This window comes from Psychrobacter glacincola (assembly GCF_904846075.1).
Classification (GTDB): Bacteria; Pseudomonadota; Gammaproteobacteria; order Pseudomonadales; family Moraxellaceae; genus Psychrobacter; species Psychrobacter glacincola_C.
The window spans coordinates 585,077-597,894 of the sequence record NZ_CAJGZH010000001.1 but is presented as its reverse complement, the minus strand read 5'-3'; the positions used below and the strand labels follow the sequence as shown (position 1 = coordinate 597,894).

At 43.6% G+C, this 12,818-nt stretch carries 11 protein-coding genes; 6 read left to right on the top strand and 5 right to left on the bottom strand.

Annotation, left to right across the window (positions count from 1 at the left end):
* Window positions 1-91: 91 nt before the first annotated feature.
* The 5 genes from JMW85_RS02600 to JMW85_RS02580 all read left to right on the top strand — a co-directional run bounded on the left by JMW85_RS02600 (window position 92) and on the right by JMW85_RS02580 (window position 4,470).
* On the top strand, window positions 92-1,393 hold the full coding sequence (locus JMW85_RS02600) for a glutamate-5-semialdehyde dehydrogenase (RefSeq protein WP_201552736.1): 1,302 nt from the start codon (window positions 92-94) through the stop codon (window positions 1,391-1,393).
* 181 nt (window positions 1,394-1,574) lie between these two features.
* Window positions 1,575-2,345 carry a ribonuclease domain-containing protein gene (locus tag JMW85_RS14375; RefSeq protein ID WP_201560003.1) on the top strand — a complete coding sequence of 257 codons (771 nt, stop codon included), beginning with the start codon at window positions 1,575-1,577 and terminating at the stop codon, window positions 2,343-2,345.
* Window position 2,346: 1 nt separating this feature from the next.
* Window positions 2,347-2,715, top strand: coding sequence for a barstar family protein (locus tag JMW85_RS02590; RefSeq protein WP_201580870.1), 369 nt, complete (start codon window positions 2,347-2,349; stop codon window positions 2,713-2,715).
* 89 nt (window positions 2,716-2,804) lie between these two features.
* Window positions 2,805-4,079, top strand: a complete 1,275-nt coding sequence (gltS, locus tag JMW85_RS02585) for a sodium/glutamate symporter (RefSeq protein WP_045453577.1) — start codon at window positions 2,805-2,807, stop codon at window positions 4,077-4,079.
* A 142-nt stretch (window positions 4,080-4,221) separates the two neighbouring features.
* Window positions 4,222-4,470 (top strand): DUF2164 domain-containing protein, encoded by a 249-nt coding sequence (locus tag JMW85_RS02580; protein WP_055123463.1) that lies wholly within the window; start codon window positions 4,222-4,224, stop codon window positions 4,468-4,470.
* Window positions 4,471-4,676: 206 nt separating this feature from the next.
* Here the strand turns inward: JMW85_RS02580 and JMW85_RS02575 are convergent, their stop codons facing one another.
* From JMW85_RS02575 to JMW85_RS02555, 5 genes are all read right to left on the bottom strand, one after another.
* Window positions 4,677-5,132: a hypothetical protein gene (locus tag JMW85_RS02575; RefSeq protein ID WP_193007756.1), complete on the bottom strand. Its 456-nt coding sequence runs from the start codon at window positions 5,130-5,132 to the stop codon at window positions 4,677-4,679.
* A 243-nt stretch (window positions 5,133-5,375) separates the two neighbouring features.
* On the bottom strand, window positions 5,376-6,116 hold the full coding sequence (locus tag JMW85_RS02570; RefSeq protein ID WP_201580869.1) for a type 1 glutamine amidotransferase: 741 nt from the start codon (window positions 6,114-6,116) through the stop codon (window positions 5,376-5,378).
* Between the two features lie 91 nt (window positions 6,117-6,207).
* Window positions 6,208-7,464, bottom strand: coding sequence for a serine hydroxymethyltransferase (gene glyA / locus JMW85_RS02565; RefSeq protein WP_045455368.1), 1,257 nt, complete (start codon window positions 7,462-7,464; stop codon window positions 6,208-6,210).
* Window positions 7,465-7,922: 458 nt separating this feature from the next.
* Window positions 7,923-8,426, bottom strand: coding sequence for a chorismate--pyruvate lyase family protein (locus JMW85_RS02560; RefSeq protein ID WP_201580868.1), 504 nt, complete (start codon window positions 8,424-8,426; stop codon window positions 7,923-7,925).
* Window positions 8,427-8,491: 65 nt separating this feature from the next.
* The gene (locus JMW85_RS02555; RefSeq protein ID WP_201580867.1) at window positions 8,492-9,850 is read right to left on the bottom strand and encodes a GNAT family N-acetyltransferase; all 1,359 of its coding nucleotides are present in this window, start codon (window positions 9,848-9,850) and stop codon (window positions 8,492-8,494) included.
* Window positions 9,851-10,584: 734 nt separating this feature from the next.
* On the opposite strand from JMW85_RS02555, the gene JMW85_RS02550 reads away from it, so the two are divergent.
* Window positions 10,585-12,804: an NADP-dependent isocitrate dehydrogenase gene (locus JMW85_RS02550; protein ID WP_201580866.1), complete on the top strand. Its 2,220-nt coding sequence runs from the start codon at window positions 10,585-10,587 to the stop codon at window positions 12,802-12,804.
* Window positions 12,805-12,818: the final 14 nt, after the last annotated feature.

Sequence of the window (12,818 nt, the reverse complement as noted above, 5' to 3'; positions counted from 1 at the left end):
GACAGGTATCAAAATCATCTTTTTGCCACATTTTCGCCTTTTTGGGCGCTTTCATTTGCTTAAAACATTTATAACATAAGGAAAATAATTTATGAGTCAATCGAATACCACAGACGTTACTGCCTATATGCAAGCTGTCGGCAAACAAGCACGAGCGGCTTCTCGTGTGCTGGCTGCGGCAAACACTGGTGATAAAAACTCAGCATTAATGGCGATTCATGATGTGTTAAAAGAGGCCAAATCAGATATTTTGGCTGCCAATAAAATCGATATGGATAATGGACAAAGCAACGATTTAGAGGCAGCCTTACTGGATCGCTTAGCGCTAAATGATGCCCGCTTTGACGGTATGCTCCAAGGGTTAAAAGACGTCGCCTCATTACCAGACCCTATCGGCGAAGTCACTGACATGACCTATCAGCCATCAGGGATTCATTTGGGTAAAATGCGGGTGCCACTCGGCGTGGTCGGTATGATTTATGAGTCGCGCCCTAACGTGACCTTAGAAGCGGCTTCATTGGCGCTAAAATCAGGCAACGCTATTATCTTGCGCGGCGGCTCTGAAGCGTTTGAATCCAACCAAGCGATTGCCAAGTGTATCTTGGAAGGACTACAAAAAGTCGGGCTGTCTGAGCACAGTGTGCAAGTATTACAAACGACAGATCGTGCTGCTGTCGGCGAGCTGATCACCATGACAGATTATGTCGATGTCATTGTCCCACGCGGTGGCAAAGGATTGATTGAACGTATCAGCCGTGATGCTCGTGTTCCTGTCATCAAGCATTTAGATGGCAACTGCCATACCTTTATCGATAGCGATGCAGATGCCGAAATCGCCATCAAGGTCAGCGTCAATGCAAAAACCCATCGCTACGGTACGTGTAATACCATGGAGACGCTATTGATCGACGAATCAGTTGCGGGTGAGCTATTACCTAAGATTGCCGAAGCCATCATCGCCGCTGATGATGCGATGCAACTGCGCCTTGATGATAAGTCGCAAGCCATCTTAAATGACAATGCTAAGCTTGCTGGACATCTGTCTGCGGCCACTGCTGAGGATTGGGATACCGAATATTTAGCGCCTATCTTAGCGGTAAAAGTTTTGTCAGGTATTGACGAAGCCATTGAACATATCAACACTCATGGCAGCCATCATACCGACGTCATCATTACCGACAACTATACCAAGTCGCAACGTTTCATCCGTGAAGTTGACTCATCGAGCGTCATGATTAACGCCTCTAGTCGTTTTGCCGATGGTTTTGAGTATGGATTGGGTGCCGAGATTGGCATCTCGACCGATAAAATCCACGCTCGTGGTCCAGTAGGACTTGAAGGTCTCACCTCACAAAAATGGATCGTTTATGGTCATGGTGAGACTCGCGCCTAACGTCTTGTCGCTTAGCCTATCATCCACTCTCTCATTTAACGTATAATCCACAAAAAAACGCCAGCTCAATTGCTGGCGTTTTTTAGTAGTGTCAAATATGTTATATATGCGGCATCAAAACCATGTGTATGGTAGAAATCATGCGGCACGATAACAAAACAGGCGATAGGAAAGTGGGCTTATGCAGAGTGGTAAAATCAAGCACTGGAATTCAGATAAAGGCTATGGCTTTATCGATGTAGACAACCAAAGTGAAGACGTGTTTTTTCATGTGAGTAAAGTGCGATTATCACAGCCGATAACCGTTGGTCAAAGCGTCTATTTCAATAGTGAGCGTAATGATAAAAACCAACTACGAGCCACTGAAGTCACTTCCAACGAATTGAGTATTTTAGCCACTCCAGACTCAAATATAACCAATCACTATTCAAATACTGGCAGCCGAAACAACCCTACTGATAATAACAAAAACCCGCGACACACTACCCGTGACAATCGTCATAGTCAGCGTGGCAACCAAAACAAGAGAAGCTTAGGCTCTACCCTATTTAGTTTGATTGCTCTTATTGCCGTCGCTGTTTACTTTTTTGGTGATTTGTCGTCTGGGTTTTTGACCGATAGTATTGACCCAACGACGGTATCACAAACCTCATCAGAGGCACAGCCAGCAAAGACAAGCGGCGTCACGGGCGATGCTCAGATAGACAATACCATTGTCCTTATTCAACGAGGCGGGCCTTTTCCTTATCCTCATAAAGATGGCACGACATTTTATAATCGTGAGGGCAGATTGCCCACGCAGTCGCAAGGCTACTACCGCGAATATACCGTGCCGACCCCTGGCGTGTCACATCGCGGTGCACGGCGTATCGTCACAGGTGGTCATCCGCCGACCGTATATTACTTAACCGTTGATCACTATGATAGCTTTCGCAGACTGGACGTAAAATAATATGAGTAAAGCCATCCACTATATTAATCTGGGTTTTGACCAAGATATTAACCAAAAAACTACAGCACTAAATGCTAGCATGCCCGCTCAGACTGTTAACATACCTATAAACGAGATACTCAATAAAACCACATTATTAACAAACTTAGCCAATGCCTGTAATTTTCCCAGCTATTTTTCACATAACTGGGATAGCGCATGGGACTGTTTAACGGACAGCGAAGTGACTCACCTGATGCTGGATCTAACAGCGGTGGAAAAAATAAACACCGAAGATTTTAATGTTTTCAAAAGCATCATTGAAGATGCCTACAGAGATTTTGGCAAGCCGCAATTATGGGTTATTATGCCGTCCGTGGATGATGCCTAGTCGCCAATCACCACACAAACCTGAATTCGAGATAAAACCATATTTATCCCGAATTCAGGTTAATTTATTTTTATAGAAAGGATTAATATATGGAAATTACCCTAAACGGCTATTACACGCTGATACTAGCCACTCTAGTGCTGCTGCTTGGGCGCTTTTTGGTCAAGAAAATTAAATTCTTAGAAGATTTTAACATTCCAGAGCCTGTTGCTGGTGGTTTGGTCGCAGCAATAGTGGTCTATATTCTAAATATCATTTGGGGATATAGTTTTAACTTTCATCAAGGATTACAGACGGCGACCATGCTGATGTTTTTTGCCTCTATTGGTTTGAGCGCTGATTTTAGTAGACTCAAAGCTGGTGGTACGCCATTGTTGATTTTTACCATCGTTGTGTCCGTTTTTATCGTCTTGCAAGATGTCGTTGGTGTGGCCATGGCAAGCGCGTTGGGACTTGATCCACTACTTGGATTAGTGACAGGTTCTATCGCCCTGACTGGTGGTCACGGTACGGCAGGCGCTTGGGGTATCACCTTGGAGCAAGATTACGGTGTGGTCGGTGCAACGACACTTGGTATCGCCGTTGCCACCTATGGCTTAGTCGCTGGTGGTATCATTGGTGGTCCTGTTGCCCGTCGCCTGATTCAAAAGCTGGGGTTGAAACCAACGCCCGCCAATCCCAATCCTAGTGACATCGAAAAAGTCGCTGGTGCGCAGTCGCTTTATAGCACCAAACATGATGAAGATTCAGCGAGTAGCAATAAAGAAATTTTCGAAAGACCTGATAGCATGCGCTTTATCACCGCCTCTTCTACTATTGAGACATTGGCATTGTTTGCCGCAGCGTTGGCCTTCGCGGATGTCATGACGCTTGTTGCCCAAGGCACGTGGTTTGAGCTACCTACCTTCGTTTGGGCGTTGGCAGGTGGTGTGATTATTCGTAATGTCTTAACCACTATCTTTAATTTTGATATGTTTGATCGCTCTATCGACGTATTTGGTAACGCTTCTTTGAGTCTGTTCTTAGCCATGGCGCTGCTGTCATTGAAGCTATGGCAGCTGACTGATTTGGCAGGTCCTGTGTTGATTATCTTATTGGTACAGACGGTCATTATGGTCGTTTATGTCTATTTCATAACCTTTAAGGTGATGGGTAAAGACTATGATGCAGCGGTCTTGTCAGCTGGACATTGTGGTTTCGGTATGGGTGCGACGCCAACGGCGATTGCCAATATGCAGGCGGTCACGGATCGCTATCTGCCTTCGCCTAAGGCGTTTTTGATTGTGCCAATGGTTGGTGCATTCTTTGTCGATATCGTCAACGCGACGATCTTGCAGATATTTACTAAACTGCCGTTTATGTAATTTGATAAGCAATAAAGTCGAATTAACCTGAATAAGGCTGGGCTACGCTATCGTAACCCAGCCTTTTTTATTGGTTATTCAACCTTCCTATAAAGATATGATTGAACTAAGCTAGATCATTACCTAGTATTGAGAGAATGATATGAGTAAAGACAAACTTATCAAGTTATCGAAGGAAGAGGAAGAAGCGCTGTTAGATAATTTGAGAGATTATATGAGCGAAGAGTTTGATTTGGATATCGGTAATTTGCCTGCCAAGTTCTTATTCGATTTTATGGTGGACTTGATCGGCTCTAAAATATATAACCAAGCCATCGATGATGCTGAACCTTGGTTATATGAGAGATTTATGGGCATATTAGAAGACAGTCATGCGCTGAAGAAGGATTAGTTTGTGTTGCGTCAAAACATTGTCATTTTACAAAAAATGAAAGCTAGATTAAAACATAAGCTCAACCCAAATCTCAAAAACTACTACCAATTTTAATCACAAAAAAACCGCCTAGCCATTCAGCTGAGCGGTTTTTCACATCAAACTAAGACGCTCAAGTTTTAAAGTACTTCAAGTAACAAATACTTAACGCAAATTTTTATATATTAAAGCGTAAACCTAACCACATTGAGCTTGTTCTCTTCTGCAAACTCAAATAACTTATGAACATGATTTAAATTCTCAAGAAACGTATTCAAACCTTCTTGGCTCTCTGCTTCGTGGTAACCGATGTCGTGTACCAATTTTTTTAAGTCTGTCGCGGCAAACGCTTTGACAATCTTAGGCACGACGGCCACATCATATAATAGCCCGTCATGCTGCTCATGCAGAGGCGTGTTGTCTGCCAAAAATAACAGATCGCACAAGGCGTAATGTCCCTCTCCCAACAGCTCAATCAATTCTTCCGTATAGTGTTCAAAAGATGCTTGTTTCACATCCAAGTATTGGTTGTCACGATTTTCTCTTAGCTCATCAAGTGTAATACTACCATTTAGCATACTTGCTAAATTTTCCTCACGAACACTACAAAAACAAAATGACATAGATGTAGAAATAGGCATCGTACTCCCCTTATTTCTTATTAAAAATAAAAACCACCTAGCAGAAGCTAAATGGTTCTTTCTTCAGTTCAATGAGATTGTATAAAAGATAGGTCGCAGGTTAAGTAATCAATAGCGAGTATTATTATGTAAGTAAGATAAGTAAAACCCACAGTCTTGACTGGTTTGCTCATCTGTCATTTTAGCGCTTTTCTTTATACTGAATTTTCACCTGCTACAGATTATTAATCGCGTTTCACTGAATTATCTAGCTAGTTTATCTAGCATGGTCGAGAGCCATGCATTGTTATCTGCAATAGACGTGTCCCCTAGTGCTAGGATCTCATCAGCCGCTTGCACAGAGTCAGGATGATCAATCATCGCTTCTTGTATATACGTCTGTCCATGCGACACCATATCTACCATACTCTTGTTAGTCACTTCAAAATGACATTGCCAACCAAGCACCCACGTACCTAATTCTTTATGCTTTGATGTTTGATAAACAAAACCTTGATTGGCCCAAGTATGTGACGTTGCAATTGGCATCGCGCCTTTGGGACACTCAAAACCATCGCCATGCAAATGAAATACAGTGAATTCATTCTTTGGCAAATCTGCTAGCAGCGGATGCGCAAGCCCCTGTTCGGTCAATTGAATGGGCAGCCAGCCAACCTCTTTTATGCCTGATGGCGCAACTTTCGCCCCCAAGCTATCTGCAATCAGTTGTGCACCCAAGCAAACACCAATCACGGTTTTTCCGTCATTAATACTTTGCTGAATGAAAGATTTTTCATCAGCTAGCCACTGAAAGTCACTTTCATCATGAATGCTCATTGGTCCACCCATAACGACTAACCAATCAAAACTGTCTTGCGCGGGTAATGGTTCATTTTTATAAAAACGTGTGACCATAATACTATGGTCTCGATTATCTGCCCACTGCTTGATATGGCTGAGCTCTTCAAAATCAACATGGTAAAGAGCATGAATTCGTAGCATCATCAAATTATCCTTTTATTAAAAAAATAAAAAACCGCCTAGCAAAAGCTAAGCGGTTTTTGTTATACAGCTCTCAAAAAGAGTCAGTTAAGACTTACTGATTTTTTTCGTAAACTGGTAACTCTTTGCAGATCGCTTTTACTTTACCGCGTACTTCAGTAGCGACGGCTTCATCACCGCGGCTATCTAGTACATCACAAATCCAACCTGCCAAATCACCCGCTTGCGCTTCGTTGAAGCCGCGAGTAGTGATTGCTGGCGTACCGATACGGATACCAGACGTAACGAACGGAGATTTTGGATCATTTGGTACGGCGTTTTTATTCACAGTAATATGCGCATCGCCAAGCCATTTGTCCGCTTCTTTACCCGTCATTTCTTGCTTAACGAGGCTGATCAGCATGAGATGGTTTTCAGTACCGCCAGAGATGATTTCATAGCCGCGGTCTTGAACCACTTTTGCCATCGCTTTAGCGTTTTTGACCACTTGCTGCTGATAAGTAGAAAAGTTATCTTCTAACGCTTCTTTAAAGCAAACCGCTTTTGCCGCGATGACATGCATCAACGGACCGCCTTGGTTACCTGGGAATACGGCAGAATTCAGCTTTTTAGCAAGTACTTCATCACGTGCCAAAATCATACCTGAACGTGGGCCACGTAAGGTTTTGTGCGTAGTCGTTGTAACCACATCAGCGAACGGTACTGGGTTTGGATAAACACCACCAGCAACTAGACCAGCAACGTGCGCCATATCTACTAGCAAATAAGCACCAACTTCATCAGCGATTTCACGGAAACGTGCCCAATCGACTACCTGTGAATACGCTGAAAAACCAGCAATAATCATTTTAGGCTTATGCTCTTTTGCCAAACTTTCAACTTGGTCATAATCGATAAGACCAGTGCCTTCGACCAAGCCGTACTGTACGGCATTGTAGTTCAGACCTGAAAAGTTAATGTGTGCGCCGTGAGTCAAGTGACCACCTGCGTCTAAGCTCATGCCTAGTACGGTGTCATTTGCTTCAAGTAACGCTAAAAATACGGCAGAGTTTGCTTGGCTACCAGAATGTGGCTGGACGTTGACGTACTCAGCACCGAACAACTCTTTTGCACGATCAATCGCCAATTGCTCTACAACGTCTACATGCTCACAACCACCATAGTAACGCTTGCCAGGATAGCCTTCAGCGTATTTGTTGGTTAGATCTGTGCCTTGCGCTTCCATCACTGCTTGCGAGCAGTAGTTTTCAGACGCAATCAATTCGATATGGTTTTCTTGACGAACGCTTTCTGCAGCCATCGCTTCAGCAAGTACTGGATCAAAATCTTTGATAGAAATATCTTTAAACATAGTGATGTCCTAGGTAGTGACTGTCATTGAAAAATGTCGTTGAAAAGAAGCTTATAGGCTGCCCACAATAAAACGATTACTGTGTCAACGTCGCTCAAAGTACCAGCGGTACTTTTACGCTCAGTTTTATGGTATGACCATTATTGTGAATTGAGTCTATTAGCAAAGATAAGTAGGAGTAAGCAGAGGCAATAGGCCTGTCATTAACTTGTCCAATTCGGCAATAAACTCGATACGCGCTGGCATCAAAATCATCGCTAAACATTAAGTGTAACATGAAAATTTGTGCGGTGAGCGCAAAAAAACCTCACTGTAAGCTGAGTGAATTAAATGGTGATATAACGCAGATAAATAGCCAATAAAATAAATGGTTTACCGCTATCATCCTGCTCCTAGCCTGTTGTTGGTCAACAGATTAGTAGCGACATTTATCTATTGACTGGCTACTTAATGGATATTTAACTGTCAGTAGCGACAAATGCTGGCAAGAAAGTTTCGCTGATCAGCAGCTGGCGACCATACCAATCATAACGTGTTTGCCGTTGCCAACCTTCAGCAGTCTGCTGGATAAAACGCTGATTGGGTAAGGTTCGACTGCGTTTAAATAACACATAACCGATGGGTGTACCTTTGAGTTGCTGTAGACGGCGGGCGTGACCTTTGAGACTGGGTAACGGAAAGATACTTTGCGCGGCCACCCACGGGCGTGCGTCATTGCCATATAGTTGCGCTTCACGCACCCATGCTAGCATGGGACGATTCAGCATGGCACCTGTGACATTCAATTGTTTTTTTTGTGCCAATGACAGCAATCGGTAACCCTCAAAGCTACGCTCCACGCGCAAGGGCTGCCCTGCTTTCACTTCCAACACCGCCGTGAGAGAGCCTGCGACATTGAGCCACGAGAGTAGCTCACTAGGAGGAGAAAAATGGGTAAGACAAATAAAAGGAGTACTGGACATAGTTAACGGCTAATAGTGACATAATAATAAAAAAGAAAGCGAGCGTCAGGCGTATTAAGCAAAGCCTATTGATTGGTATCAAAGGCTGGCATATTATCCGCATTAAAGGGCAATGCCTCAAACGCTTGCTGACGATACTGCGCCATATGCTCACGGTCTTGGACGCAAAAATTGGCGATAGCTGGCACAAAACGTGGGTCATAAATACGGTGGATAGAGTGTGTCGTCGTTGGAATAAAACCACGAACCAGCTTATGCTCCCCTTGCGTACCCGGATCAAAATACTTAAGCCCTTGCTCGACGGCAAACTCAATACCTTGATAATAACACAGCTCAAAGTGTAAGCTGTCGTACTCACCCAGTGCTCCCCAATAGCGACCATAAAGAGTGGCATTTTCGCTATGGCGATCATCGTATAAAAACAAGCTACTGGCGATAATTTCTCCAGAGGCATCTAACGCTTGTGCGAGCATTAAGTGCTCAGACATAGTCGCTGCCAGTGCCATAAAAAAATCTATCGTCAAATAAGGCTGTTGTCCACGTACTGCATAGGTCATCACATAACAATGATAAAAGGCTTTCCAGTCCTCATCGGTAATCGCATCACCGCATTTACGCTGGCAGCTGATGCCTTGCTCGGCAACCTTACGACGCTCAGCACGGATGGTTTTGCGTTTTTTGGCTTTTAGCGTCGCTAAGAATGCTTCAAAATCAGCAAACGGTTGGCCGTCTTGTAGCAAGTCTTTATTTTGCCATAAGAATTGACAGCCTTGACGTTCCAGTATAGGCATGTCAATTGCGGTTGATTCTAAACCATTATCCTGAGCGGTGAGCAAATGCGCTATATCAATATCAGTAGGCATGGATGCCGTCGCAATTGTAGCCAATTCAGGCGTGATGAATAATCCATGCCAACTCGAAGCACCTACTTGCTGAGCAATATCATCGACGCCTGCGATAGCTGTCTTTATGATATCGGTGGTTAACGTCTCACCTTTTGCCAACCAAAGCCGCTGACCCGTAATCGGTGTATAGGGCACGCTGGTAACCAGCCTTGGATAATAATCCACACCATAACGCGCATAGGCTTCTGCCCATGAATGGTCAAACACAAACTCGCCGCGATGATGACCTTTGAAGAATACTGGCAACACCGCCACAGGATGCGCAGCTTCATTAATCGCAGAATGGTTTTCACTATGGTTTTCGCTATGATCAGCGTGGTCTATCGAGCTGTCGCTTTGACTATCTGCGACACGATGTACTAACACAAATAGCGGCAACCAGCCTGCCTGCTCACCAATCGCACCAGTGTCAGCTAACGCTTGCCAAAAAGCAAATGACATAAAAGGGGTATCGGGGGTTTGCCAGTCTGCTTGACTCTGCCAGCTGGTGTCATTGAGTAATGCATATTGTAAACTCATAATACTCACTATTTATTTTTATATGGGCGTAGTTTTTTATACCTTGTTTCGTATATGACTGGCCTAGCAAAATTCTACTCAAACTCTGTCACAATTATGCTCTCATAATTTTCAGATATTACGAATAAAATAGATAACAATGCGCTCTCGATAATAAAAGCTATCCCAGTAAAGTCATCTCTAAAAACATAGATGATTTGGTTTGTCAGCTCATTGCTGCAATGAGAGTAAGAATCACTTAGTCACGACTCATATCTATGATATGACTGGCAGTTTTTTGAATAATGATTGTATTATTCATCGTTTTATGACGAATATTAGCAGGCAGTGTTTGTATAGAAAGGATGAAATTTTTATCGATGACTGGTAGAATAAGGCTCTTAACAGCTTAATGTAATTAAGACATATTAGAAACAACCGAAAACACTACACTTAGTTCATTATGCGATATTGACATCGTATCAGATTTATAATCAGTTAACTATGATGTAGCGTCCGCACTCTATTTTTAAGTCATTCATATGAGCAGGTCGTTCAGACAAGACAGTCAAACTGCCGCTTAACGAAGAAAAATTCTAAGCAGACTCGATGGTTTTCAAGAAACTGGCTACAAAAAACTCGCGACACATTATTTAGTATCGTTGCATGATTCATTATTACGTCAGAACTGCATGGAATTATTAACTTATATTTGAGCCTTATTATTAATTACAACTAAAAGGAATGCCCAACTAATGTCTAAAATTATTTATACAAAAACTGACGAAGCACCAGCGCTAGCAACCTTATCATTTTTGCCAATTGTAAAAGCCTTTACTCAAACAGCAGGCATCGAAGTTGAAACCAGCGATATCTCTGTTGCTGCCCGTGTGTTGGCTGAGTTCCCAGAGTACTTAACGGAAGAGCAGCGCGTCCCTGATAATCTAGCTGAGCTGGGTCGTCTGACTCAAGATCCAGATACCAATATTATTAAACTGCCTAATATCAGTGCTTCTGTTGGACAGCTAAAAGCTTGTATCAAAGAATTACAAAGCAAAGGCTACGCTATCCCTGATTTTCCAGATGATCCTAAGACAGAAGAAGAAGAAGAGATCCGTAAGCGTTACGGCAAAAGCTTGGGCAGTTCTGTCAACCCAGTATTGCGTGAAGGCAACTCAGATCGCCGTGCGCCAAAAGCGGTTAAAAACTATGCACGCAAGCATCCACACTCTATGGGTGAATGGAAGCAATGGTCACAGACCCACGTATCGCACATGCACAGTGGCGATTTCTATGCTGGTGAGCAATCTATCACTTTGGATAAAGCACGTACTGTACGTATGGAACGCGTGGCTGAAGATGGCACTATTCATGTCTTCAAAACAGGCATTGCCTTGCTGGACAAAGAAGTCATCGACTTAATGTTTATGAGCAAAAAATCATTGCTTGAGTTTTATGAGCGTGAAATGGAAGATTGCCGCGAAGCTGGTATCTTGTTTTCACTGCACGTAAAAGCCACGATGATGAAAGTATCGCATCCTATCGTGTTTGGTCATGCGGTCAAAACTTACTATAAAGATGCCTTTAATAAGCATGGCGCTTTCTTTGACGAGTTAGGTATCAACGTCAATAACGGCATGGCAAGTTTGTACGAAAAAATCGCTGAGCTACCTGCCAGTAAGCGTGAAGAAATCGAACGCGATTTACATGCTTGCCAAGTGCATCGTCCACGCCTAGCGATGGTTGACTCATCAAAAGGTATCACCAACTTCCATTCACCAAGTGATGTGATTGTTGATGCGTCTATGCCAGCGATGATTCGCTCAGGCGGTAAAATGTGGGGTGCTGATGGCAAAATGTATGACTGTAAAGCCGTCATGCCTGAGTCTACTTTTGCGCGTATCTATCAAGAAATGATTAACTTCTGTAAATGGCATGGCAATTTTGATCCAACGACGATGGGTACGGTTCCTAACGTTGGTTTGATGGCACAAAAAGCCGAAGAGTATGGCTCGCATGACAAGACTTTTGAGGCGAGTGGTTCAGGATTGGCTCGTATTGTCGATGAAGATACTGATGAGGTATTGCTTGAGCAGCAGGTTGAAAACGGTGACATCTGGCGCATGTGTCAGGTTAAAGATGAGCCTATCCAAGATTGGGTGAAACTTGCGGTACGCCGTGCCCGTGAATCAGATACACCAGTTATCTTTTGGCTAGACCCTTACCGTCCACACGAAAACGAGCTGATCAAAAAAGTTCAAACTTACTTAAAAGATCATGATACTACAGGCCTGCATATTGAAATCATGTCACAGGTTCGTGCGATGCGTTATACGCTAGAGCGCGTTGCCCGTGGTCTGGATACTATCTCTGCGACCGGTAATATTTTACGTGATTACTTGACTGACTTGTTCCCAATTTTAGAATTAGGAACCAGTGCGAAAATGCTGTCAGTCGTACCATTAATGAAAGGCGGCGGTTTGTTTGAAACGGGCGCTGGTGGTTCTGCACCTAAGCACGTTCAACAGCTACTAGAAGAGAACCATTTACGTTGGGATTCATTGGGTGAGTTCTTAGCCTTGACCGTCTCTCTAGAGCATTTGGCCAGTCACGATAACAATGCTAAAGCGCAAATCTTGGCGGATACGCTAGATACGGCGACAGAAAAACTGCTGCTGAACAACAAAGGCCCATCACGTAAAACGGGTGAGATTGATAACCGCGGCAGTCATTTTTATCTAGCGATGTACTGGGCGCAAGAGCTGGCAGCACAGGACAAAGATGCTGATCTAAAAGCACAGTTCGCACCGCTGGCGCAAAAGCTTGAGAGCAGTGAAGACGCTATCATCAAACAGTTCAATGAAGCGCAAGGCAAGCCTGTAGACCTGAAAGGCTACTACTTGGCCGACGAAGCATTGGCTGAACAAGCGATGCGTCCAAGCACGCTATTCAATGCAGCAATCGCCTCATTGTAATTGAGTCATGTGCT

Bases quoted from the DNA above. Each gene is read 5' to 3' on its own strand.
- JMW85_RS02600 (WP_201552736.1), top strand. From the start codon at position 92: ATGAGTCAATCGAATACCACAGACGTTACTGCCTATATGCAAGCTGTC.
- JMW85_RS14375 (WP_201560003.1), top strand. From the start codon at position 1,575: ATGCAGAGTGGTAAAATCAAGCACTGGAATTCAGATAAAGGCTATGGC.
- JMW85_RS02590 (WP_201580870.1), top strand. From the start codon at position 2,347: ATGAGTAAAGCCATCCACTATATTAATCTGGGTTTTGACCAAGATATT.
- gltS (WP_045453577.1), top strand. From the start codon at position 2,805: ATGGAAATTACCCTAAACGGCTATTACACGCTGATACTAGCCACTCTA.
- JMW85_RS02580 (WP_055123463.1), top strand. From the start codon at position 4,222: ATGAGTAAAGACAAACTTATCAAGTTATCGAAGGAAGAGGAAGAAGCG.
- JMW85_RS02575 (WP_193007756.1), bottom strand. From the start codon at position 5,132: ATGCCTATTTCTACATCTATGTCATTTTGTTTTTGTAGTGTTCGTGAG.
- JMW85_RS02570 (WP_201580869.1), bottom strand. From the start codon at position 6,116: ATGATGCTACGAATTCATGCTCTTTACCATGTTGATTTTGAAGAGCTC.
- glyA (WP_045455368.1), bottom strand. From the start codon at position 7,464: ATGTTTAAAGATATTTCTATCAAAGATTTTGATCCAGTACTTGCTGAA.
- JMW85_RS02560 (WP_201580868.1), bottom strand. From the start codon at position 8,426: ATGTCCAGTACTCCTTTTATTTGTCTTACCCATTTTTCTCCTCCTAGT.
- JMW85_RS02555 (WP_201580867.1), bottom strand. From the start codon at position 9,850: ATGAGTTTACAATATGCATTACTCAATGACACCAGCTGGCAGAGTCAA.
- JMW85_RS02550 (WP_201580866.1), top strand. From the start codon at position 10,585: ATGTCTAAAATTATTTATACAAAAACTGACGAAGCACCAGCGCTAGCA.